Raw genomic sequence first — 23,506 nt, forward strand, 5'->3', positions numbered from 1 at the left:
TTACGAAAACTTAGGAATAGAACATTGGAAGAGGTGTCAGTATGATAACTAGAAAACTACCATTACATATAGACGATATTAAAAAAGCTCACAAAATTCTAGATAGAAATGCTCGTAAAACGCCATTAGTAAAATCTTTTTACTTGACTAGTAAAACGGGTGGAGAAATTCATTTGAAATTAGAAAATATGCAATTAACGGGTTCTTTTAAATTTCGTGGCGCATTTAATAAAATGTCGCGGCTCACGGATCAAGAAAAAGAAAGAGGTGTAATTGCATGTTCAGCAGGTAATCATGCACAAGGAGTTGCATTATCTGCTCATTTACTCGGTATTAAGAGTAAAATTGTTATGCCAATTTCTGCACCTCAGGCAAAAGTTGAAGCAACAAAAGGATATGGATCTGAAGTGATTTTACATGGTGAAACCTTTGATGATGCAAAGGTAAAATGTGAAGAAATTATAAGGGAAACAGGTGAAACATACTTACATCCATATGATGATGTAGAGGTAATGGCTGGTCAAGGTACAATTGGATTAGACATTCTTGATGATATGTGGGATGTAGATACTGTCATTGTACCAATAGGTGGAGGCGGAATTATTTCTGGTATTTCTGTAGCATTGAAATCTTTTAATCCATCCATTAATATAATTGGTGTCCAAGCAGATAATGTTCATGGAATGAAGGCATCTTACGATAAAGGAGCAATCGTAGAACACTATGAGGCGCCTACTATTGCAGATGGTTGCGCAGTTAAAATACCAGGTGAATTAACATTTGAAATTGTAAAAGAATTAGTAGATGATATTGTAACTGTATCAGAAAAAGAGCTGGAAGTAGCGATGAAAGATTTATTACAACGTGGGAAAGCTGTTGTAGAAGGTGCAGGTGCATTAGCAACTGCTGCACTTCTTGCAGGAAAAGTTGATAGTTATATAAAAGGGAAAAAAGTAGTGGCTGTTATATCTGGTGGGAACGTGGACTTACAGCGCATATCAAGTGTATGTGAGCACTTTTTTGTCGCTAATGAAGTGAAATAGTTTTATGAAAGAAGAGCTAAGAGAAATGATCTTAGCTCTTACTTTTTGTCTACCGTTTACTGTAAGTAGAAATAAACTTGCAAAATTTGCTGTTTAAAAATTATTTTATTTAAGCGCCTATTTTCACACATATCTTTAATGTTATAATAATTATTTCAATATTGTCGAAACGTAAGCAGAAATTTAATATAATAGTTTTAATGTGCTAATGAGCGGTGAGGAGGGCAGGGCATGAATAAAGAAGAACAGGTCATGAACGGTTTCAGGGAATTATATAATAAGCTGGTTTGGCTTAATAAAGATAAGATGGAAGAGGGTCTTAAAGGTTTTAAGTCTTCTGAAGTCCACTGCATTGAATATATTGAAAACAATGCAGATTCTAACGTGACACAACTCGCAGAGGCTTTTTATGTGACTCGCGGTGCTATAAGTAGAATGACTAAGAAGCTCATACAAAAAGGCCTTGTTGAAAGCTACCAAAAGTCAGAAAATAAGAAAGAAATTTATTTTAGGCTTACCGAACAAGGGAAAGAAATTTATAAAATCCATGAAAATTTGCATAAAGAGTTTCAAGAGCGAGATAAAGCTGTATTTGAACAAGTGACTGAAGAAGAATTCAACAGTATAATTAGCTTTGTGGAAAAGTATAGTAGACATTTGGATGCAGAAATAAAGAAACAAGGTATACATATTAAATCGTAATATATTTTAATAATAAAGTGAAACTTTAATCAGTGGGGGGCTTCATCTCCACTGATTATCAGCCCTCACCAATCGGGCTTTTACGGGCAGCCTTACTCTAATGAGAATAGGCTGCTTTTTTATTATTTTACTTTTGTTGACAAAGCAACAAAATTTTTAGGGGAGAAGTTAAATGTCTATATTTAGATCGAAAAATGAAAGGGGAACTGAAAAAAGCATAGATAAACATGCTTTACTATTCGGACTTATTTCTGTATTTCTTTGTGGTATAGGTTTCAGTATCATCATGCCTGTAGTCCCATTCTTAGTACAGCCATATACAAGTAATCCGGAAGAACAAGCATTGGTTGTTACACTACTAACTTCCGTATATGCGGCCTGCGTGTTTTTAGCTGCACCAGTACTCGGAGCTTTAAGCGATAAGTATGGCCGTCGTCCACTACTTTTAATATGCTTATTTGGTTCTGCAATTGGGTACTTAGTTTTTGGAATAGGAGGAGCTTTATGGGTACTATTTGCTGGACGCATAATAGAAGGAATAACAGGCGGGAGCATAAGTACTATCTTCGCATATTTTGCAGACATCATTCCAAAAGAACAGAGAACGAAATATTTTGGATGGGTGAGTGCAGTTGTAGGTGCGGGAACTATCATTGGCCCAACCATTGGGGGGATACTTGCCAAGTTTGGTGATACTGTACCTATATATTTTGGTGCAATCATAACGTTAATAAATGTTGTATATGGGATCAAATATATGCCTGAGAGCCTTGAAAAAAATAATAGGTTGAAAGAGATTACGTTTGTAAGGTTAAATCCTTTTGTACAGCTAGCAAACATACTTTCCATGAAAAATTTAAAGTGGTTACTTGTCTCAGCGTTTTTACTTTGGATACCTAACGGATCTTTACAAGCAATTTTCACGCAATTTACAATGGATACTTTCAGTTGGAAACCTGTATTAATCGGACTTATGTTTTCAATTTTGGGCTTTCAAGACATTGTTTCACAAAGTTTTATCATGCCAAAGCTTTTGATCAAGCTTAGTGATAAACAAATAGCAATTCTTGGGATGGTTTCGGAGATTATAGGATACAGTTTTATTGCGGCATCAGCTTTGTTTTCACTCTATCCACTACTTATCGCTGGGATGCTGATGTATGGTTTTGGGGATTCAATTTTCGGACCTTCATTCAACGGGATGCTTTCAAAGTCTGTCAGTTCTAGTGAACAAGGAAGGATTCAAGGTGGAAGCCAATCTATTCAAGCTTTAGCAAGAATGATTGGTCCTATTCTTGGAGGACAAATCTATGTATCACTTGGTCATGCCGCACCTGCTTTTATGGGTATGATTCTTATAGTAGCGGCAATAGCAGTTTTATATAAGGGAACGCATGAAACTGTATAACAGATAGATATAAGAATAAATAAAAGGGAGTCAGAACTTAGGAACAAGTGCTGATTCCCTATTTGTTTACGGTTTGAGAGCTAAGAGAAAAGTTTTTGTTTAGGAATTTATTCTGCTATGCTCTCATGGTGAAGGGTAATATTCAGTGAGGTGGAACTATCATTAATTACAGTTAGCTTTATTTGAAAGTAAAAAGGTAGGTAAATGACTAGATAGTTTCATTATGCTTGTGCTGAAGTAAATAATGACTCCATCTTTACTTTGCTCTTTTCTCGAATTTCAGCATCTGCGTGTCTCATAACGTATTTATGCGCTACAGCGATTGCTAAAACATCATCCAATAAGCCAATCCCAATAATAGCAGCTATATCTGGAATGAAATCGATTGTTAATACGTAATAAGATAAAGCGGCTAATATTATGAATTTCGCTTTAGTAGGTAATTCTTTCTTTTTCATTGTGTAGAATAAAATAATACTTTCATATACGCTAGATTTACCGAGGTTTACAGAGCTTTTTTTGAACTTTTTCCAAAGTGTCTGTTTCTCCATATAAACACTCCTTTTACAAAACATAGATTTTTTAAAAGGATGGACAAAGAAGTGAGAGATTAATCAATTTTATTGTTTTTCTTAATTATATATTTCCATAAAAATAGGGGATTACCTGTTTAAAATAATATAATGTGGATTATACAATGATTCACATTGTTCCGTTACATAGTATATATATTGTAAGATGTATGTGGATGATTTAGTTATTATTATGCATTTTATAAGCGGTATGGGGGAAGAAAAATGAAAATAATAGAACTACCAATTGAATTCGAATTTAACGGGCAAAAACAATGTGTTTATCCAAGTTTAATTATAGTACATAATGAATTAACATTAGTCGATACAGGATATCCAAGTTTTTTACCTTTAATTGAAAATGCAATATTAAAACATGGATATGAGATGAAAAACTTGAAAAATATAATTATTACTCATTATGATGATGACCATATAGGGTCTGTATACGATTTTAAAGTGAAATACCCAAATATTAATGTTATTGCTAGTGAAATTGAATCTAACTATATTAGTGGTGATATAAAATCAGAGAGGTTAGTTCAAGCTGAAGAAATGTTAGAACGTATGCCAAATGAAGAAAAAGAATTTGGTAAATGGTTTATACAACAGTTAAAAAATATAAAACATATTTCCGTCGATGAAAAAGTGCATGATGGTCAAATGATTTTGAATAATGAATGTCAAATAGTAGCGACGCCAGGACATACTTCGGGGCATATTTCATTATATTTTCCGAATTTAGACTGTGTAATTACGGGAGATGCGGCTGTTCAAGAGAATCGTGAGTTAGTAATAGCTAATCCGAATTTTTGTTTGGATATAGAAAAAGCGAAACAGTCTTTAAATAGGATTAAAAGTTTTAAAGCAGCACAGTATTATTGCTATCATGGAGGAAAGCTTACTGTATAAATTAATGAAAACCGGTCTTTCCTAAATCGAAAAGATCGGTTTTTTAGTTCATATATTTTGCGATTTCAACCAAATCAGTAACATTATATTTCGGTAAAATTGAAATATATATGTAAAGAAGAATATATATAATTTGAGCAAGGGTATAGGGGGGAGAAAATGGGTTCGTTATTTGATGTAATAGCAGATATCATTTTATTTTATCCTCGAAATGACATGAAATTGAAACACCATATCGCAAAATTAAGTGAATTAGAGTGGTTTCGAAATCTAAATGAAGATCCGAAGTATACAAGTTTAATTTGGAGTAATAGAAAAATTAAAAAGTATATTTTGTCTTCTACTAACATGGAAGCATTAATAAAATCTGAGAAAAAGCAAAAAGAATTTGTTCATCTAGTACAGGATGAATATAAAAAAAGAAGATAAGAATTTTTTTATTTTTCATATTTGGCGAAACAAATGGTACAATGAAAGCTAATGTGAAAAATAAGGAAAAGAAGTGGTCTATTTGAAAAACTTATTAGAATTAGGAATTAGTGAAACTTTTAATCATACATTACGTGAAAATGGAATTACAGAAGCAACACCAATTCAAGAGAAGGCAATTCCAGTTATTCTGTCAGGTAAAGATATTATTGGGCAGGCGAAAACAGGAACGGGTAAAACGTTAGCATTCGTGTTACCGATTTTAGAAAAAATCGATCCAGAATCTAGTGATGTTCAGGCCTTAATTGTTGCACCAACAAGGGAACTAGCTCTGCAAATTACAACTGAAATTAAAAAAATGCTTGTTCAAAGAGAAGATATTAATGTACTAGCGATTTATGGTGGGCAAGATGTAGCACAACAATTGAGAAAATTAAAAGGTAATACACATATTGTTGTTGCAACACCAGGACGATTATTAGATCATATACGACGTGAAACAATTGATTTAAGTAATCTTTCAACGATTGTACTAGATGAAGCGGATCAAATGCTTTATTTTGGTTTCTTATATGATATTGAAGATATTTTAGATGAGACACCAGGTAGTAAACAAACGATGTTATTCTCAGCAACGATGCCAAAAGATATTAAAAAATTGGCGAAGCGTTATATGGATGAACCGCAAATGATTCAAGTACAAAGTGAAGAAGTAACGGTTGATACAATTGAGCAGCGTGTCATTGAGACGACAGACCGTGCAAAGCCAGATGCACTTCGTTTTGTTATGGATCGTGATCAGCCATTTTTAGCTGTTATTTTCTGTCGTACAAAGGTTAGAGCAAGTAAGCTTTATGATAATTTAAAAGGACTAGGTTATAATTGTGCTGAACTTCATGGTGATATACCTCAAGCGAAACGTGAAAGAGTTATGAAGAGTTTCCGCGAAGCTAAAATTCAGTACTTAATCGCAACGGATGTAGCAGCTCGTGGACTTGATGTAGATGGTGTAACGCACGTATTTAACTATGATATCCCTGAAGATGTAGAAAGTTACATTCATCGCATTGGCCGAACAGGACGTGCAGGTGGATCAGGTCTTGCAATTACGTTCGTTGCAGCGAAAGATGAAAAACATTTAGAAGAAATTGAAAAAACGCTTGGTGCACCAATACAAAGAGAAATAATCGAACAACCGAAGATAAAACGTGTAGATGAAAATGGAAAACCGGTACCAAAGCCGGCTCCGAAGAAATCAGGTCAAAATCGTCAAAGAGATAGCCGCGAAGGTTCAAGAAGTGAATCAAGACGCGATTCGAGAAATAGCTCGAGAAGTGATTCAAGAAATAGTTCGAGAAATAGTTCGAGAAATGAAAATAACCGATCATTTAATAAGCCAAGTAATAAAAAAGGTAGTACAAAGCAAGGTCAGCAAAGACGTGGTCGTTAAATAGTTCTAATTGTAAAAGAGTCCCGAAATATTGTGGCTCTTTTTTTGTTTGTATACAACAAGGATGATGGCAAGAAAAAATTTCATTCACCGTATTTGAAATTTATAAAGGGAATTTTATAGTTCAAAACCAGTAGAGAAAGGGTATTACTGTCATTCAGCAGAACACTTTGGTTAAAAGAAAAGGTATTGAAGCGAGCGAGTATTTTCATTATACATTCCGCAATTATCGAAATAGAACAAGAGAAGTTTATGAAGGATTAAACTCGTATTGGTGTACGATCGTTGGAAACTGGAAAACTAATTTGTTAGTTTTTATCGATGAGGAACTCGAGAAGCACCACTGCCATCCTTATGGGGAAATTGCTTACGACGACGATGAAGGTAATGTAGTGATAATATGCGAAATAAGAAAAAAGGACTAGCAGTCGTACCTGCCGTCCTTTAATAGGAGAAAAAGTAATCTTGTTTAGAACTACGCATAAACAGAAAATCTGCTTGTAATTAGTTTTAACCTAAATATACGTGTCTATACAAAAAAGGGATAAGTAAAAAATACTTATCCCCGGAAGGGAAATCCCAAGTACCAAAATGGCTCGTATTGGTCTGCAGGTTCAAAAATAGTATATGTAAAACGAAAAATCTCATACAAAAAGCAGACAACGATTTTGGTTGTCTGCCAGTGAGTTCAATGAGTTAGCTAATTGTAATAATTTGCATCCCCATTGCGAGAAGAGTGAAGCTGCTAGTTCAAACAGCTTGTTGGTATTATTTTCGATTTCTTAAAAAATATACATCAAAAGAAAGAGGTATTAGCCATGGACACGGCAGCTTGAAAGTAGTATGTATTTTTATTTGAAAAATATTCAAGGGGTGAAGAAACATGGAATGTTTAATAAAGGTGTTTGTTTTATTAATCAGTTAATTAATAAAACAAAATAGTTATTTGGGAGAAAGGGAAAATGAATATGAGATGAATTGAAGCTGTTGAAAAATTACTTGAAGTGATGAAAGAATGCTTTTGGAACGGAACATCTTTAAAGGGTGAAGCTAATGATTTTAATATTGTATCTTGGCTGATTGAAGAAGCGACGCGTAAAACAAAATAAAAATTTCATTTTGTAGCAAAGGGGAATAGATATGTGTACTTATTGGGGAAAAGTAGATAAAGAGTTCTTTAAGAGGCAAGAACCGGAACAAAATAAAAGAGCAGCTAGCAAAAGCTAACTGCTCAATACAAGGAGATACAGAGAAGACTACTTTAAATGAATGTTGGCATACAGCCCACATTCAGTATTGACCGAATATTTATTTTAAATTCAATTTATTTAAAGTAAACATCCCAACAGATAAAATGGTTGCGCCTGCTACAGAACCTAGCCAGTCTCTCCAGCCTAATGTATTTAAAGATACATATGTTAAATCCGTAATTAAGAAGATAGCAAACATTAATACACCAAATGCTAAGCATCCCCAAAATGTTTGCAAATATTTAATCATCTTCTTTCGGAACTTGCTCATATAAATCACCCTTATTAATAATTTATATTTTTATAAATAAATTATTATATATAAAAAATAAAAGTACGAAATATGCAATATTACATATTGGAACTCAACAAAATACTCCATTGATAAGTACATAGATCGAACGGAGGCATCGTTCTTTTCCAAAAATGAAAGGTGACGATAAGAAACATGAGATACGTTTTAAACAAATTGAGCGGACGTTAAAAAATAAAAATTTATAAAGGAAATAGAAAGTATGGTGTTGTATATGTACGATAATAGGAAACTTTTTGCAAACTAAACATATAATTTTAATAGACCGACAGTCGGTCTGGTGGGAAGGAGAACTTGAATGCGAATTGTAAAGGAGTATGAGGAGCGTAGAAAGGAAATTTTAGAAACAGCTGAGCGTTTGTTTCTTACGAAAGGTTATACGAAAACAACCGTGAATGATATTTTAAAAGAAATTGGTATAGCAAAGGGGACGTTTTATCATTATTTTAAGTCGAAGGAGGAAGTAATGGATGAAATCATTATGAGGATTATTAAAGAGGATGTCACTAAGGCGAAAAGGATTGTCTCCAATCCCGATATCCACGTTTTAGATAAGTTATTTAAAATTTTAATGGAACAATCACCAAAATCAGGAGATGTCAAAGAAAAAATGATTGAACAATTCCATCAACCAAATAATGCAGAAATGCATCAGAAAAGTTTAGTGCAATCCATTATACATTTATCTCCTGTATTAACGGAAGTTTTAGAGCAAGGAATAGAAGAAGGCATATTTTATACTCCATACCCACAAGAAACAATTGAATTATTACTCTCTTCAGCACAAGTCATATTTGATGATGGTTTATTTCAGTGGAAACCGGAAGAAATGATGAGAAGAGCTAAGGCTTATATTAAAATGATGGAAGTATCTGTTGGAGCGAAAGAAGGGTCCTTTGATTATATGATCGAGGTTTTAATGAAACAGAAATAGCTTTTTTCTGTTTGGGTGTTATAGACCGGCAGTCGGTCTAGACTAAATGAAGGATGTGATGAGGATGCCAGCAAGTATTCAATCTTCCTTGAAAGATTTTCACTTAATGGTAAGTGGTCAAATTATTACTATTTTAGGTTCAACACTATTACGTTTTGCACTGTCTTTATATGTGCTAGATATAACAGGACGTGCCGATATATTTGCAGGGTTATATGCCATAACGAGTATCCCGTTTTTGTTAGCTCCTCTTGGCGGAGCGATAGCAGATCGTTTCAACCGCCGTAATGTAATGGTCATTTTGGATTTTATAAACGCTGCTATTGTATTAAGCTTTATAGTTTTGTTATTAACTGAATCGGTATCTATTTTATTGATTGGAACAATTATGTTTTTACTAGCAGTCGTTAGTGCAATGTACGCACCAGTTGTTATGGCAAGTATTCCGCAATTAGTTCCAGAGAAAAAGTTAGAACAAGCAAACGGTATCATAAATGGTGTGCAAGCATTATCTAATATAGTTGCACCTGTACTAGGAGGAATATTATATGGCATAATTGGTTTGAAAATGCTCGTCATAATAAGTTGTCTTGCTTTCTTTTTATCTGCAATTTTAGAAATGTTTATTACAATACCTTTTATAAAAAGAGCGCAAGAAAGCCATATCATACCGACAATTATAAAAGATATGAAAGAAGGTTTTCTTTATGTTTTAAAGCAATCTTTTATTTTGAAGGCTATGTTACTTGCAGCTTTACTAAACTTAATTTTGACACCGTTATTTGTTGTTGGAGGACCTATTATATTACGAGTAACTATGCAGAGTAGCGATACGATGTATGGAATTGGAATGGGATTAATTGATTTTGCAACCATATTAGGGGCATTGTCAATCGGTTTCTTTGCTAAAAAGTTACAGATGAAAACATTATATAATTGGATGCTTATCATAGCTTTATTAGTTATACCAGTGGCACTATCAGTTACACCGTTTACTCTTAATTTAGGATACTATCCACCATTTATCCTCTTTATACTTTCTTCTCTTCTAATCGCAATGATTATGACAATTGTATCCATCTATGTGATTACTGTAGTCCAAAAGAAAACACCAAATGAAAATCTAGGAAAAGTAATGGCAATTATAACAGCGGTATCTCAATGTATGGCACCAATTGGGCAAGTCGTATATGGTTTTATGTTTGAAGGATTCAGTACGAAAATTTATTTACCTATATTAGCTATAAGTTTCATAATGATAATAATAGCGGTGGTGACGAAGAAAATATTAAGAAATGAAGGGAACTAGCTTCATATGCTTAGAGTATTAGCGAAACCCAATCCTAATCAATTCTTTATCATTTATTTCAATTACGAATCTATATTCTTTGTCTAATATCCAGTAATAAAAACGGACTGCATCAACGTCAACTAATGATTGGAATACTTTATCAAGATTTGTACTTACTACAGGGATTTCATAGTTATCCCATATTATAAAAATCTGTTCGTCAAAATCTAGTTGGTTTGCTCTAATAAGGGAAATTAGTTGTTCTTTGTTCGAAGCTATGAATTGGTTATCTATCTGTTCCCAATCTATTCTTCCCGAGACAGTTATAGGAAATGAATTCATTAAAATAATAGCAATCTGCTGGCTTTTTTCTTGGGAGAAAATGAGAGTTTCGTTTCCTAGGGATTCAAGGCATTCACTAAACAAAGGGTTTGTGTCATTGTTGTTTTTGGTTTTCAGTGCTCTTAACTTTTGTCGCAATTTCCATTGTCTTGACGATCTATCATCCATTTTTAACATTCCTTATACAATTATTTAAGAATGAGTATAGCATATAAGGGAAGTCTTTATGAAAAGGAACTTTTTAAATATAAATTAAATAAAAGCGTTATTTGAAAAAAAGCCTTTTAAGGAAAGATAAGAGGCCATCAAAAAATATAACAACATGAAAGTTTTATATTATGTATATACAATTTAAAGAGTTAGTGGAAATAATAAAATGTATAAAATTCTTATAAAAAAGCCCTAGGATTAGGGGATCTAGGGCTTCCTCTGTTGGTATATCTCACACGACATTATAAAAAGAAAAGAACTTAATGAAGGTAACACATGAATGTTTCGTAAATGTATCAAAAAAGTGAACAAAAGCGTTATTTTATTAGAAAAGTATGATTGTATGAAATAACATGTATGAAAGAAGAGGCGTTAGCAAAAATATCCCTTAACGAAATCGGCTTTATTTTTCAGCAAAGTAACCTTCTTAAGTGACTCATGTTGTATAGGTAGCAGAGAAAACAGAAAGAGTTCTTTTTATGGAGGACGGAGAAGTTGTTAGTGAAATACAACTAGGCAAGTTTAGGAATGATGATTTAAAAGCGCGAGAAGAGAAATTGTTAAAATGGTTAGCTGTACTCGGATTTTAAAGACAAAAACTCCTATTGAATATAGGAGTTTTTTCTTTGTTTGAAAGTTCGAAAAGATATATAATAATTTTCTGACTATTAATTTATGGAGGGGTATTAATGAAAACTGAAACGTTACACACACAAGAAGACATTTTAAAAATGCTTGATTCATTATTAAGACCTGCAGAACCATTTTGGAATGATTTTTATGAGAATAGAGAAAAGGATGTTCCGTTTTTTGAAAATGTTCCAGATGAGAATCTAGTTTCGTATATACAAAAAGAGAGAGTTTCAAAAGGGAAGGTATTAGAACTTGGATGTGGTCCAGGTAGAAATGCCATTTATTTAGCGACTCAAGGATTTGATGTAACAGCAGTGGATTTATCTGTAGAAGGCATTAATTGGGCTAAAGAAAGGGCATTGGCAAAAGGGGTAGCAATTCATTTTATTTGTGATTCAATTTTTAATTTAGAGGTTCAAAACGAATTTGATTTTGTATACGATTCGGGCTGTTTGCATCACATTCCACCGCATAGAAGAATAAATTATGTGGATTTAATTAAAAACTCATTAAAATCGGGTGGTTATTTCGGATTAACATGTTTTGCGGCAGGCGATTTAGATGAGCGAAATGGATCGGAAATAACAGATTGGGATGTATATAGAGGATGGAGTCTACAAGGTGGTCTTGCATACTCGGAAGAAAAGTTAAGAGAGATATTTAAAGAATTTGAGGTAATTGAGATTAGAAGGATGAAACAAATGAAACAACCGAAAGAAATGTTTGGAGAATCATTTCTTTGGACAGCATTATTTAAGAAGAAATAATAAAGTAGATAATTGACAAACTCATCGTTTTTATAGACAATACACTTATAGGAATGTACGTTCGGTTTTTTGCCGACTTATGTTTTACATAAATATATAACAAGGGGCTGTCTCCATATGAGTAACACAAATCAAAAAATTACTACGTTTTTAATGTTTGAAGGCAAAGCTGAGGAAGCAATGAATTTTTATACGTCGCTATTTGATCAATCGGAAATTGTAAGTATTTCTCGCTACGATGAAAATGGACCTGGTAAAGAGGGAACTGTAATTCATGCAACTTTTACGCTAAATGGCCAAGAGTTTATGTGTATTGATAGTTATGTAAATCATAATTTTACATTCACTCCAGCTATGTCTCTTTATGTAACTTGTGAGACAGAAGAAGAAATTGAAACGGTCTTTCATAAACTAGCGCAGGATGGAGCAATTCTTATGCCTTTAGGTTCTTATCCGTTTAGTAAAAAGTTTGGCTGGTTAAATGATAAGTATGGTGTATCTTGGCAGTTAACTCTTCCTGAATAAAAAAGAAAAAGCGTAGCTTATTTTTGTTTGTAAAAGATGTTCATCTTGTATGGAATGAAGTTTCTAGGGTTTTAAAGAATAAAGGTATTCTTATTGCTGGATTTACAAATCCGTTACTATGGATTTTTGATGATAACCAAGAGCAAAAAGGTATTCTTGATGTTAAACATTCAATTCCTTCATCAACATTGGATTATTTACCAGAGGATGAAGTTCAAGATTACATCGATTCAAATCAAACAATAGAATATGCGCATACTTTAGAAGACCAAATCCAAGGCCAAATTGAAGCTGGTTTTGCTATAACAGGTTTTTATGAGGATGATTTTGGTGGAACAAGGATATTAGATAAGCATATTAAAACATTTATTGCGACAAAAGCTATAAAGTTAAAGATGGATTAAGAATTTTTGCTTGTCGCACGGGGCGTTAGTCGAAGAACGCTCTTAAAATAGAAAAGGATGGTGCTTTCCATCCTTTTCCTTATGTATTTTGAGTGTCGAAACTATTCTCAAAACAAGTTTTACACTATCAATTGTATAATTAGGTTATGCTTTTATATTAAGAATTTTGCTGACCAAATCTTTTTCCGAGTTTAGCTAACAATTCAGGTTGATCGCTTTGGCTCATTATAACTTCAATAAAGATAAGTTGATTCTTATTAAAAGTTATATTTGTTAAGACTGCTGCTAATTCTGCTTCATTTTCTACTTTAAATGTTAGACTTTTTTCTTCTGCCCCAAATACCATTGATAGTTTATTGTAATCCCACATTTGTATATCATTATAAAGTTGGTTTTGGCCGTGAATGGCACGTTCAACGGTGTATCCGTTGTTATTGATTAAAAATATAATCGGTTTTAAATTTTGACGTAATATAGTTGATAACTCTTGGGCAGTTACTTGGAAAGAACCATCACCAATAATTAAAATGTTGCGCCGTGATAAATTGGCGAGCTGTGTACCAAGTAGAGCGGGCAGTGTATATCCGATAGATCCCCATAACGGTTGTCCTACATATGCAGTGTTATTAGGTAGAGGGATAGCAGCACTACCAAAGAAAGGTGTTCCTTGCTCTACAATTAAGACGTCGTTTTCTTGTAAGAAATGGTACATTTGCTGCCAAAAACGTTTTTGTGTGACCATTTGTGCTTTTGGAATGAACTCTTCAGTAAAAGGTGAGGATTCTAAAATAAATGGCTTAACGTCAAGGGTATCTTTATTACGATGCGCAATTGAATCACTTAAATGTTGTAAAACATCCTGCATTACAACTGGACCGTATTTTTTATCTATAATTTTCACAGTGTAGGGATGGATTTCTATAACTTGTTCTTTTGTAAAACCTTGTGTGAAGCCGCCTGTAATAGTATCAGTTAACTTCACACCAATACTAATAATACAATCAGATTCATCAATTCTTTTTCGCAAGTACGGAGAACTTACATCACCAGTATAAATCCCTATAAATTGAGGGTGTTTTTCTGGGAATATTCCTTTTCCCATACTTAACGTCGCGATGGGAAACCCAGTTTTTTCTACGAATTGATGTAAATTTTCTTTAGCGTGAAATCGATCTACTTCAAAATCAGCTAAAATAACAGGTTTTTTGGCACTATTTATTTTTGAAATGGCATGTAGAAGCGTTTTATTTAATGCTTCTTTATTACTTAAAATAGGTTTATTTATAATAGGTTCTGTCGGTTTATTAATTGGTTTATTATACACATCAATTGGCAAATTAATATGAACAGGGCGTTTTTCATTCCAACATGCACGTAATACACGGTCAATTTCCTCAGCTGCATGCTCAGGTGTTACATTTGTTTGTGCCACAGTGATTTCTCGATACATATTGGAAAAGTGATCGAACTTTCCATCGCCTAACGTATGATGGACGATTGCTCCATTTTCCATTACTTTTGTTGGTGGCGTACCCGTGATTTTTATAACTGGCACGTTTTCTGCATATGAGCCAGCAATACCGTTAATGGCGCTTAATTCTCCGACACCGAAAGTAGTAAATAAGAGCAGCGATTCCTTTTATGCGAGCGTACCCATCTGCTGCATATGCAGCATTTAATTCGTTACAATTGCCAATCCACTTTAAATTTTCATGTGCTACCACATCATCTAAAAAGGCAAGATTATAATCACCAGGAACCCCAAATATATGTTCAATTCCTAATTCATGTAGTCTATCCAATAAATATGTACTTACAGTATATTGTTTTTTCAAATGAATCATCTCCTAATTGTGCAATGAATGTTTCAATAGACTAAATAAGTTCTAATGCGTTGATTAAAATATTCATTACTAGATTGTGGTATAATTTACATACAGGGGGAAAGTAGATGACACAACATAAAGAAGAACAGATGAATGAGGCATTAGCATTATTTTATTTTGCATATAAAACATTTACTGAAAAGCCAGATGAAATTATAAAAGAATATGGCATTCAACGAGTACATCATCGAATTTTATTTTTTATCGCACGTTTTCCAGGGATAAGTGTAAATGAGTTATTATCACTATTAGAAATAAGTAAACAAGCTCTCCACGGACCGCTACGTCAACTTGTGGAAAAGGGCTTAATTGAGAGTAATGAAGCTATGCATGATCGACGTGTGAAACAGTTGTCTTTAACAGAAAAAGGTACAGATTTAGAGAAAAAACTGAGTGATGTACAAAGACAACAAATGGGTGCTATTTTTTCAAAATTTGGTGAATCATGTGAGGACAATTGGCACCAAGTTATGAATGAAATGGCAAATAGCCGATCAGGTTTTGATGCTTGGATATCCAAACGTGAAATACCAGTCGATCAAAAATAATGAAAAAACTTCTGTTTTTATCGTTTGAAAAAGAACAAATTTTATCCATACATTTGGCAACTATGATTTGGTCATAGAGTGAATGGATAAAAAGATACATTACTAGATACTTTATACGTGTACGCAATGGAACAATAAAATTCACATTTCCGAAAGGGGAATTATAATGATAAAACTTGTACTTATTCGTCACGGACAAAGCTTATGGAATCTTGAAAATCGCTTTACGGGATGGACAGATGTTGATCTATCAGAGAATGGATTAAGTGAAGCGAGAGAAGCAGGAGCAATATTAAAGAAAAACGGATATACTTTTGATGTGGCTTATACATCAGTATTAAAACGCGCAATTCGGACGTTATGGATTGTACTTCATGAGATGGATCTTACTTGGGTTCCAATACATAAATCTTGGAAGCTAAATGAAAGACATTATGGTGCATTGCAAGGGCTGAATAAAGATGAAACTGCACAAAAATATGGTGAGGAGCAAGTTCATATTTGGAGAAGAAGTGTTGATGTAAGACCACCGGCTCTTACTGAAGACGATCCTCGATATGAAGCGACCGATCCAAGATATAAAACACTCAAAAAAGGTGAATTTCCATTAACTGAATGTTTAGAGGATACGGAGAAGAGAGTACTTGCTTATTGGCATTCAGAAATTGCGCCGACATTAAAAAGTGGTAATAAAGTAATTATTTCATCACACGGTAACACAATTCGCTCGCTAGTAAAATATTTAGACAACCTTTCAAGTGATGGTGTAGTTTCATTAAATATTCCCACTAGCATTCCGCTTGTTTATGAATTAGACGAAAACTTATGTCCGATTCGTCATTATTATTTAAGTATGGATGGAGAAGTACCTGAAGGGGAAATTCCGAAACATATTTCTTTTTAATACGAAAATTTGAAATGAATGCTTGTCTACATATACAATATAGACTCATGGTAAAGTGAAATTTTAATCAGTAGGGGTCTTATTTCCCACAAATAACAGGATAAAAGACGTGGTACTTTCTAATATATATGCGATGTAGCTAATTTTAGAAGCTTGTCCACGTCTTTTGTCATAAAGAGAGCAGCTTGCGCATGTAATGATATCGTGAGTAGTTTTTGAATGGAGGGTGATGTGATTAATGATCTCTAACATTCGAATTGGCTTATTTGTTTTAGCGATTGTCTTTGTAGTTCTTGTTTTCTTTTATTGGAAAAATGAGGAGTTGTACGAGGAGAAAAAGCAACGTATTAGAAAGACTTGGTATGGTTTGTTTATCATATCTGTCACCGTGTATTTCATGATAAAAGGAATTGATTTAACCCTCTGGAAAAATCTTTTAATGTTTACTGCAATGGTTATTTTTGTTGATATTGCGTTCATTTTAACGCCTAATATTTCAGAAATATGGGGTGCGAAATTTAGCGATATTGGCAAGACAGTTCAATCAATAAAACGATCATTAATTGCATCTAAAGCGAGAGGGGAAATATACACGACAATTATTCAAAATGTTAATCCAGCAGTATTCGGTACGATGGAATGGCATACGGAAGAGGAATATACAAAGAGCTTAAATGCATTTTTAGATTCATATGGGGAAAAGATTGGCGCGAAAATTGTTGTTTTTGAAGCCGCGAAAGAGTTAAATACAAACTTTCGTGGTATTCGCTCGCAATTTAGTATTATCGTTCCGTTAGAACATATCGAGCAATTGAATGAGCAGAAAGCGGTGCAAGTAGAAAATGTCGGGATTATACCAGCAAAAATAGTAAGTGACGTTTTCATTGTTATTGATGGAAAGAAAAATAACCTGCAAGATCGGGATTTTGAAAATGTATATAATTTAACAATACATCATAGTTATTTTAGTAAATAAGGACAGAATCTTTTTCTGTCCTTTTCTTCTATACATAAATTAAAAACAAAATCCGACAAAGTTGAATAAAATTGGACAATCATTCCTACACTAGCATGTAGAGGTGATTGTAGTGGTAAAAGATTATGACAATGATTTTTTTAAAGAAGGTAACGAAGATACAACAGATTTCTCTTTAATAAAAGGGGATACGTTGCAGCAAGTAGAAGAATTAGAAGAAGAATTAAAAAGAAAATCATAAGTGTACACTCTTTCTACATTTGCTATATAATATAAATAAAAGGTTGTATCTTTTTGAAAAGGGGGAGAAGAGATGGCTGAAGTCAATGTGCAAAAGTCTTCGTTTTTTAAAGAAAAAAAAGAAGAATCAAATACAGATTTCTCTCTTGTGAAAGGTGCATTAACGGAGAATATAAATCGGTTAGAGAAACTGATGAATAATAGTAGTTCAAAATATATACAGGTGAAAAGAACAAAAGAAAATGCATAGAGCATTTTCTTTTTTTTTATTTAATAGTAAACTTTTCTCTTATTTTTTCAGGCAAATCTGCTTTCTGAATCTCTTCATAGGACTTTACTTCAATTGATGATATTTCATTTTTATTATTATCATCTTGATCTACATAAAGGCGTAAAAACGCGTCTGCATTTAATTTATGATTGTTTTCTTTTTTTGTACTTCTAAATGTAATTTGTTTTTTGACGCCATCTTCATCATATGCGGGCAGCGTATAGTTTCGTAAGTTTCTACCATCTACCTTTTCGATAGTTCCTTCGCCTTTTATCTGCATGTAATATACATCTTTACCAATTCTATTTAGTGACGCTCTCTCACAGCCAATAGTAAAACTAGAAAATAATAAACATAGTGTAATAATTGCTAAAAACTTTTTCATTTTCTTTATCTCCTTTAATGTGTTTCTTTAAAAAGTATACGGCTATTATTAAATGAGAAAAATCGATATAGATTACAATGCCCTTACAATGTTGTAAGAGTGTTTTACATAAAATGAACAATAAAAGTTAAAAGAAAGGTAAAATAATGAATCATGGTATAATGATAAAAGACTTACATACTATTTTTTCATTTTGAAAGGAGCTTGAAAAATGTATTCTACTTTAGAACAATTAACAAAGCACCCTGTATTTTATCATTTTGCAGAAATTTCAAAGATTCCTAGAGGATCAGGTAATGAAAAGGAAATTAGTGATTATTTAGTGGGCTTTGCAAAAGAGCGTAACTTAGAAGTCATTCAAGATGAAGCATTAAATGTCATTATTAAAAAAGAAGCAACAGCTGGTTATGAAAATGTACCAGCTATTATTATTCAAGGTCATATGGATATGGTTTGCGAAAAAAATCAAGCAACAGTACATGATTTTGAAAAAGATCCAATTGAATTAAGAATCATTGGGGATATGTTATATGCAAATCAAACAACTTTAGGTGCTGATAATGGTATTGCAGTTGCGTATGCATTAGCTTTATTAGATTCAAAAGAAATTACGCATCCAGCACTTGAAGTCGTTATCACTACTGAAGAAGAAACGACAATGGGCGGGGCTTTTGCTATTGATCCAAATCATTTTGAAGGAAAGATATTTATAAATATTGATTCTGAAGAAGATCATAAATTACTTGTAAGTAGTGCAGGTGGTGCGAAAGCTGTTGAAACAATTCCCGTAATTTGGGATGAAACGCCAGCGAATATGGATGCATACCGTCTATATGTTGGTGGTCTAAAAGGCGGACATTCTGGTATGGAAATTGATAAACAACGCGGTAATGCGAACAAAGTATTAGGACGAGTATTACGTGATTTATCAGCACATACGGAGTTTAACATAAGTGAAGTTCACGGCGGATTAAAAACGAATGCAATTCCGCGTGAAAGTGTAGCTACAATTTTAATTCGTACAGAAGATGTAGGACAAGTAGAAGAAAAACTAGAATCATGGACACGTGTATTACAAGAAGAAATGCGTGCTGTTGATCCAGATGTTCATGTTACACTGACAAAATTGGATGAAACAGTTGAAAAAGTATTTGCTAAAGAGACACAAAAGCAGCTTATTTCATCATTATTCTTAATTCCAAATGGCATTCAAAGTATGAGCATGGATATTAAAGGTCTTGTAGAAAGCTCAACAAATTTAGGCGTTATTGAAACGTTGCAAGATGAAATTAAATTACGTAACGAAGTGCGAAGTTCTGTAAGTAGTTTAAAACAACATGTTGCAGAAGAAATCAAATATATTGCTGAATTAGTTGGTGCTACATTTGAAATAGAGTCAGAGTATCCAGAATGGCCATACAATCCAAACTCACAAATTCGTAATTTATTTGAAAAAGTGCATCAAGAAAAATACAATAAAGAAATTGAAATCTTCGCTGTGCATGCGGGGATTGAGTGTAGCGCATTCGTTCAAAAAATGCCTGAATTAGATGCAATTTCATTCGGACCAGACATTTTTAACGTCCACACTCCAGATGAACATATCAGTATCTCTTCTGTAGTGAATAACTGGGGATTCTTCATTGATGTAATGAAGGGTACAAAAGAATTAGCTAAGTAATAACGACGAAATAAAAAGGAGCCTATAAAAATTTATAGGCTCCTTTTTTGTATTGGAATTTATCCCGCTATTTGCAGAGCAGCCCGATTGGTTTAACTAACAATCAGTGGGGGATGAATAAAACCACTACTGATCAAAGTTTCACTTTATGAGAAGTCATTTTTCGTTAGTATGTAATATTAAGCTTGAACAATTAATAAGGATGAATTGTTGATGTTTTTTAGTACTGATGAAGGGGTGGAGAAATGAAGGGAAGAAAGCATTTTATTGTTTGTATGTTTTTATTGTTCTTCACATTTAGTTTTATTGGTGTTCAGAAAATAATAGCAGAGGAAGTTGAATTTACAGGAACAACAGCTCCATTGAATGTAAATGTTAGAGAGGCAAAAAGTTTGAATGCAAATATTGTAGATGTGATTCCCGGAAATACAACAGTATCTTTTAAAGGATGGGAGTATGGTGAAGCGGTTAAAGATTACTGGACAGGAAATTTAGATAATCGTTGGTTTTATTATTTTAAAGATGGAAAAAAAGTATATGTAACGTCAGCGTATATTAATGGAAATCCTCCAAATACATCAATAGATCGTAAATTATCTGTACCTAACATATTACAAGAAAGATCAAATTGGTGTTGGGCAGGCACTTCGGTTTCAGTTTTAAATTATTTTGGGAAAACTCCTTCACAAGATCAGTACGTTAGGTATGTTAAGGGTGGATCATATAATAATCCTGCAACTTCACGTGAAATACAATATGGATTATCAGGATATGGTGTTAGCTCAGCTATAAGTTCTGGAGCAAAATCATATGATTGGTTCAAAAGACAAATTAATAGTAATCAGCCGATGATTGCACTCATTATGTGGCAAAATGGAGCTAACATCGGACACTTTCTAGTACTTGATGGATTTTATAAAGGGACAAATGGAACAGATTATATAACGTACATGGACCCTTGGTATGGTGATCATTATAATCATAATTTCAGTACGTTCCATAACAATAATAATTTTTGGTGGAGTGAAACTGTTTATAATATCCATGCAAATTAATAATATTAAAAGCGGGGGTTCATAAATGGGAAAACTACTTAAGCTTGTGATACCGTGCATGTGCTTAATGACCGTTATTATTTTCGCTAGTAAAATTAGTTATGCATCAAAAAATAAAAGTGAATCAGTACAATCGATCGCATTAAAAGATTATCAATATAGTAAGGGAAGTTCTTCTGAAAATTTAAGTTTTGAAAAAATAACAACATCTCCATTTTCGTTACCAATCTATGCAACAATTCCAGCACAGCAAATTTTAAATAGCTCTGAATTTAAGAATTTACTATTACCAACAAATGAAAAGCTGTGGTTTATTATGAAGGGTGAGCAGCCAGAAGGACTAATTGTTGCGAATGATATTGAACCGATTCGAACGGGCGGAGAAAATAGAAGTAAAGATTTATATGGATTATATACAGCAATAAAGAATAATACAAATGAAACAAAAGATATTAGTTATTTCGAATTTGAAGGGCAAGGAATATTGGTAGTAAATCAAAATAATGATCAAGAAATATACCTTAGTAAAGGTGCCGCTGCCATATTAAAACTTCCTGCTGGTCAAAAAGTATTGAGCAGTGAAGTATTACAGAAAATGAAAGAGAGAATTGTAACTGGTTTTGAATAGTTAAATATAAACTGAAGAAATATATATGTATTTAATATGAAATTTCATGTACTGTATTATTTTCGAAAATAATACAGTACATGGTATAAAAAGGATAACAAAAAAAGAGTGTAAGATATTATGAAAAAATAATGATTATAGTAGGAATAGTTGATTCTTACTTGTTTTGTATAGAGTTCGATTCAAATTACACTTCACATTTAAAATATTTAAATAATTCGAACGGAAAAGCTTGACCTTCACACTATGTAAAGGTTTACAGTAAGACAGAAAAGACCTGCGGTAGTATGTCAACTGAGAAATAACAAAGTTTAAAGTTGCCAAAGGTCAATTTGTTTAAAAAAGGCATCACGAAACTAAACCAGTAACGAATGTAATTTACTGGAAAATAATGAAAGGTAGCGATGACAAAAATTTATGTCATTCTTTCACACACCTTCCAGGCGTAAAAAGTTGGTGGCTACGTAGTAGCGCATCCACCAATCGCACAAATTTTCTTGCGGTTAGAACGAGTGCACGTTTGTGTTGATGTTTTGGTACTTCATTATATTTTTTCACGTAATACTCTTGATAATCTGATACATGCTTTCTTACTGAATTGGCGGCTTCAACTAAGTAATAACGCAAGTAATGATTACCTGTACGGGATAATGAAGTATCTTCAGCTGTAAAACGACCAGATTGGTGCTTTCGCCAGTATAATCCAGCGTATTTGGCTATTTTTGTTTCATCGTCAAATCTTTCGATTTGGCCAATTTCAGCAATGATACCGGCAGCGAAAACAGGACCTACTCCAGGAATAGATTCAAGTGTTTGGGTCAAACCAGCCATGATTTTTTTAATAGACTTTTCTAATTCCTTGATTTGCTGTTGAAACGTACGAATGACTGCGATGGATGTACCTAAGATGACATCTATTGAATCTTCTACAACCTTATCCAAGCGATAAGAAGCTTTCACAGCTTTTTGAATGGATGCTGCTACGCATTTTGGATCACCAAAACGGTTTCGACTTTTTTCCTGTAGGAACTCAGCGAGTTCTTCTAAAGGCATATTAGCTAGTTCCTCTAAGCTGAATTTTTCAAGAAATAGTTCTGTCATGGCGCTACCAAATACGGAAGTATCCACCTCTTGTGAAAATGTATTACATTTAAAACTTAGGTGTTGAAGAAAGTGTTGTTTTTCTTTCGTTAACATTTTGACAAGTTGGTATCGTGATCGAGTTAATTGCTGCAGTGCCACGTACTGGCTTTCTTTTACGATAGACATTTGATTGCGGCCAAATCGTAAGTAATCAGCAATGACATAGGCATCAATCTCATCGGTTTTATTCATGTCAGAATAGCTTTTCTTAAAATTTGCGACTTGCTTTGGGTTTAGGAGAAATACTTTTGCTCCAAAACGCTGTAAATCTATATCATGGTGAAGAAACATAGAAGGATGAAAGCTGTAAACAGAGGTGGATTCTAGGCCAATCTTAAGGATGTCGACCTCTTTCCCTGCAACACACTGTAATAATTTTTCTTTGAGTGTAGTAGCTCCTGGTAGGTCATTACTGACCGAAAAAGAATCCAGTTTTTCTCCATCACCATTTAAAAAGCAAACTTTCATATCAAACGAACTTACATCTAAACCAACAAATAATCTCATGTAAGAGACCTCCCTTCTATATTAGAATCATTTCTTGGACGTCTCGAGATATCTCTAGTGTGTACGCCGACCAACAACCTCGTGTATGAGAGCTAGT

Annotated in this window: 23 protein-coding genes and 3 pseudogenes; 20 read left to right on the forward strand and 6 right to left on the reverse strand. The window is 33.4% G+C overall.

What is annotated here, in order from left to right; translation table 11 throughout:
• The first annotated feature begins 41 nt into the window (after positions 1-41).
• The 3 genes from tdcB (at position 42) to MHH55_RS06275 (ending at position 3,153) form a co-directional block, all read left to right on the forward strand.
• Positions 42-1,043, forward strand: a complete 1,002-nt coding sequence (gene tdcB, locus MHH55_RS06265; protein ID WP_000632959.1) for a bifunctional threonine ammonia-lyase/L-serine ammonia-lyase TdcB — start codon at positions 42-44, stop codon at positions 1,041-1,043.
• Positions 1,044-1,274: 231 nt separating this feature from the next.
• Positions 1,275-1,745 carry a MarR family transcriptional regulator gene (locus tag MHH55_RS06270; RefSeq protein ID WP_001030904.1) on the forward strand — a complete coding sequence of 157 codons (471 nt, stop codon included), beginning with the start codon at positions 1,275-1,277 and terminating at the stop codon, positions 1,743-1,745.
• 172 nt (positions 1,746-1,917) lie between these two features.
• On the forward strand, positions 1,918-3,153 hold the full coding sequence (locus MHH55_RS06275; RefSeq protein WP_063219928.1) for an MFS transporter: 1,236 nt from the start codon (positions 1,918-1,920) through the stop codon (positions 3,151-3,153).
• A gap of 221 nt (positions 3,154-3,374) precedes the next feature.
• Here MHH55_RS06275 and MHH55_RS06280 read toward each other — a convergent pair whose 3' ends face one another.
• On the reverse strand, positions 3,375-3,704 hold the full coding sequence (locus MHH55_RS06280) for a YkvA family protein (RefSeq protein WP_000415089.1): 330 nt from the start codon (positions 3,702-3,704) through the stop codon (positions 3,375-3,377).
• A gap of 246 nt (positions 3,705-3,950) precedes the next feature.
• Here MHH55_RS06280 and MHH55_RS06285 point away from each other — a divergent pair, with 246 nt between their 5' ends.
• The 3 genes from MHH55_RS06285 (at position 3,951) to MHH55_RS06295 (ending at position 6,516) form a co-directional block, all read left to right on the forward strand.
• Positions 3,951-4,637 (forward strand): MBL fold metallo-hydrolase, encoded by a 687-nt coding sequence (locus MHH55_RS06285; RefSeq protein WP_074554417.1) that lies wholly within the window; start codon positions 3,951-3,953, stop codon positions 4,635-4,637.
• Between the two features lie 159 nt (positions 4,638-4,796).
• Positions 4,797-5,066 (forward strand): hypothetical protein, encoded by a 270-nt coding sequence (locus tag MHH55_RS06290; RefSeq protein ID WP_000535038.1) that lies wholly within the window; start codon positions 4,797-4,799, stop codon positions 5,064-5,066.
• 73 nt (positions 5,067-5,139) lie between these two features.
• A complete protein-coding gene (locus MHH55_RS06295; protein ID WP_078188071.1) occupies positions 5,140-6,516 on the forward strand; it encodes a DEAD/DEAH box helicase in 1,377 nt (458 codons plus the stop codon).
• A 1,308-nt stretch (positions 6,517-7,824) separates the two neighbouring features.
• Here MHH55_RS06295 and MHH55_RS06300 read toward each other — a convergent pair.
• The gene (locus MHH55_RS06300) at positions 7,825-8,037 is read right to left on the reverse strand and encodes a hypothetical protein (RefSeq protein ID WP_000033160.1); all 213 of its coding nucleotides are present in this window, start codon (positions 8,035-8,037) and stop codon (positions 7,825-7,827) included.
• A gap of 340 nt (positions 8,038-8,377) precedes the next feature.
• Here MHH55_RS06300 and MHH55_RS06305 point away from each other — a divergent pair, with 340 nt between their 5' ends.
• Positions 8,378-9,013 (forward strand): TetR/AcrR family transcriptional regulator, encoded by a 636-nt coding sequence (locus MHH55_RS06305; RefSeq protein ID WP_001223578.1) that lies wholly within the window; start codon positions 8,378-8,380, stop codon positions 9,011-9,013.
• 64 nt (positions 9,014-9,077) lie between these two features.
• The gene (locus MHH55_RS06310) at positions 9,078-10,322 is read left to right on the forward strand and encodes an MFS transporter (RefSeq protein ID WP_134207937.1); all 1,245 of its coding nucleotides are present in this window, start codon (positions 9,078-9,080) and stop codon (positions 10,320-10,322) included.
• Positions 10,323-10,340: 18 nt separating this feature from the next.
• Here the strand turns inward: MHH55_RS06310 and MHH55_RS06315 are convergent, their stop codons facing one another.
• Entirely contained in the window at positions 10,341-10,814 is a 474-nt protein-coding gene (locus MHH55_RS06315) for a CDI toxin immunity protein (RefSeq protein WP_130055558.1), read from the reverse strand.
• A 491-nt stretch (positions 10,815-11,305) separates the two neighbouring features.
• Between MHH55_RS06315 and MHH55_RS36380 the strand changes: the two are divergent.
• From MHH55_RS36380 to MHH55_RS06335, 4 genes and pseudogenes are all read left to right on the forward strand, one after another.
• Positions 11,306-11,446 (forward strand): annotated as a pseudogene (locus MHH55_RS36380) (ABC transporter ATP-binding protein); the annotation flags it as partial.
• Between the two features lie 99 nt (positions 11,447-11,545).
• Positions 11,546-12,256 carry a class I SAM-dependent methyltransferase gene (locus MHH55_RS06325; RefSeq protein WP_025688183.1) on the forward strand — a complete coding sequence of 237 codons (711 nt, stop codon included), beginning with the start codon at positions 11,546-11,548 and terminating at the stop codon, positions 12,254-12,256.
• Between the two features lie 117 nt (positions 12,257-12,373).
• Positions 12,374-12,781: a VOC family protein gene (locus tag MHH55_RS06330; protein ID WP_078187383.1), complete on the forward strand. Its 408-nt coding sequence runs from the start codon at positions 12,374-12,376 to the stop codon at positions 12,779-12,781.
• A 23-nt stretch (positions 12,782-12,804) separates the two neighbouring features.
• Positions 12,805-13,185, forward strand: a pseudogene (locus MHH55_RS06335) (SAM-dependent methyltransferase); the annotation flags it as partial.
• 157 nt (positions 13,186-13,342) lie between these two features.
• Here the strand turns inward: MHH55_RS06335 and MHH55_RS06340 are convergent.
• Positions 13,343-15,029, reverse strand: a pseudogene (locus tag MHH55_RS06340) (alpha-keto acid decarboxylase family protein).
• Between the two features lie 107 nt (positions 15,030-15,136).
• Here MHH55_RS06340 and MHH55_RS06345 point away from each other — a divergent pair.
• From MHH55_RS06345 to spoIISB, 5 genes are all read left to right on the forward strand, one after another.
• Positions 15,137-15,619, forward strand: coding sequence for a MarR family winged helix-turn-helix transcriptional regulator (locus MHH55_RS06345; protein ID WP_000191888.1), 483 nt, complete (start codon positions 15,137-15,139; stop codon positions 15,617-15,619).
• 166 nt (positions 15,620-15,785) lie between these two features.
• Positions 15,786-16,523 carry a 2,3-diphosphoglycerate-dependent phosphoglycerate mutase gene (gene gpmA, locus MHH55_RS06350; protein ID WP_078187382.1) on the forward strand — a complete coding sequence of 246 codons (738 nt, stop codon included), beginning with the start codon at positions 15,786-15,788 and terminating at the stop codon, positions 16,521-16,523.
• 238 nt (positions 16,524-16,761) lie between these two features.
• A complete protein-coding gene (locus tag MHH55_RS06355; RefSeq protein ID WP_000624977.1) occupies positions 16,762-17,499 on the forward strand; it encodes a type II toxin-antitoxin system SpoIISA family toxin in 738 nt (245 codons plus the stop codon).
• A gap of 112 nt (positions 17,500-17,611) precedes the next feature.
• A complete protein-coding gene (locus MHH55_RS06360) occupies positions 17,612-17,740 on the forward strand; it encodes a hypothetical protein (RefSeq protein ID WP_000237819.1) in 129 nt (42 codons plus the stop codon).
• Positions 17,741-17,812: 72 nt separating this feature from the next.
• The gene (spoIISB, locus tag MHH55_RS06365; protein WP_000852629.1) at positions 17,813-17,989 is read left to right on the forward strand and encodes a stage II sporulation protein SB; all 177 of its coding nucleotides are present in this window, start codon (positions 17,813-17,815) and stop codon (positions 17,987-17,989) included.
• A 16-nt stretch (positions 17,990-18,005) separates the two neighbouring features.
• Here the strand turns inward: spoIISB and MHH55_RS06370 are convergent, their stop codons facing one another.
• A complete protein-coding gene (locus MHH55_RS06370; protein WP_000713869.1) occupies positions 18,006-18,395 on the reverse strand; it encodes a YxeA family protein in 390 nt (129 codons plus the stop codon).
• 211 nt (positions 18,396-18,606) lie between these two features.
• Between MHH55_RS06370 and pepD the strand changes: the two genes are divergently transcribed.
• The 3 genes from pepD (at position 18,607) to MHH55_RS06385 (ending at position 21,759) form a co-directional block, all read left to right on the forward strand.
• Positions 18,607-20,076: a beta-Ala-His dipeptidase gene (gene pepD, locus MHH55_RS06375; RefSeq protein ID WP_000287548.1), complete on the forward strand. Its 1,470-nt coding sequence runs from the start codon at positions 18,607-18,609 to the stop codon at positions 20,074-20,076.
• A gap of 245 nt (positions 20,077-20,321) precedes the next feature.
• Complete coding sequence (locus MHH55_RS06380; RefSeq protein WP_000678369.1) at positions 20,322-21,131, forward strand: papain-like cysteine protease family protein; 810 nt, start codon at positions 20,322-20,324, stop codon at positions 21,129-21,131.
• 25 nt (positions 21,132-21,156) lie between these two features.
• Positions 21,157-21,759 carry a hypothetical protein gene (locus tag MHH55_RS06385; protein ID WP_074554409.1) on the forward strand — a complete coding sequence of 201 codons (603 nt, stop codon included), beginning with the start codon at positions 21,157-21,159 and terminating at the stop codon, positions 21,757-21,759.
• 420 nt (positions 21,760-22,179) lie between these two features.
• Here the strand turns inward: MHH55_RS06385 and MHH55_RS06390 are convergent, their stop codons facing one another.
• Positions 22,180-23,409: an IS110 family transposase gene (locus MHH55_RS06390; RefSeq protein WP_340880302.1), complete on the reverse strand. Its 1,230-nt coding sequence runs from the start codon at positions 23,407-23,409 to the stop codon at positions 22,180-22,182.
• Positions 23,410-23,506: the final 97 nt, after the last annotated feature.

It is taken from the genome of Bacillus sp. FSL K6-2944 (assembly GCF_038005385.1).
GTDB lineage: Bacteria > Bacillota > Bacilli > Bacillales > Bacillaceae_G > Bacillus_A > Bacillus_A cereus.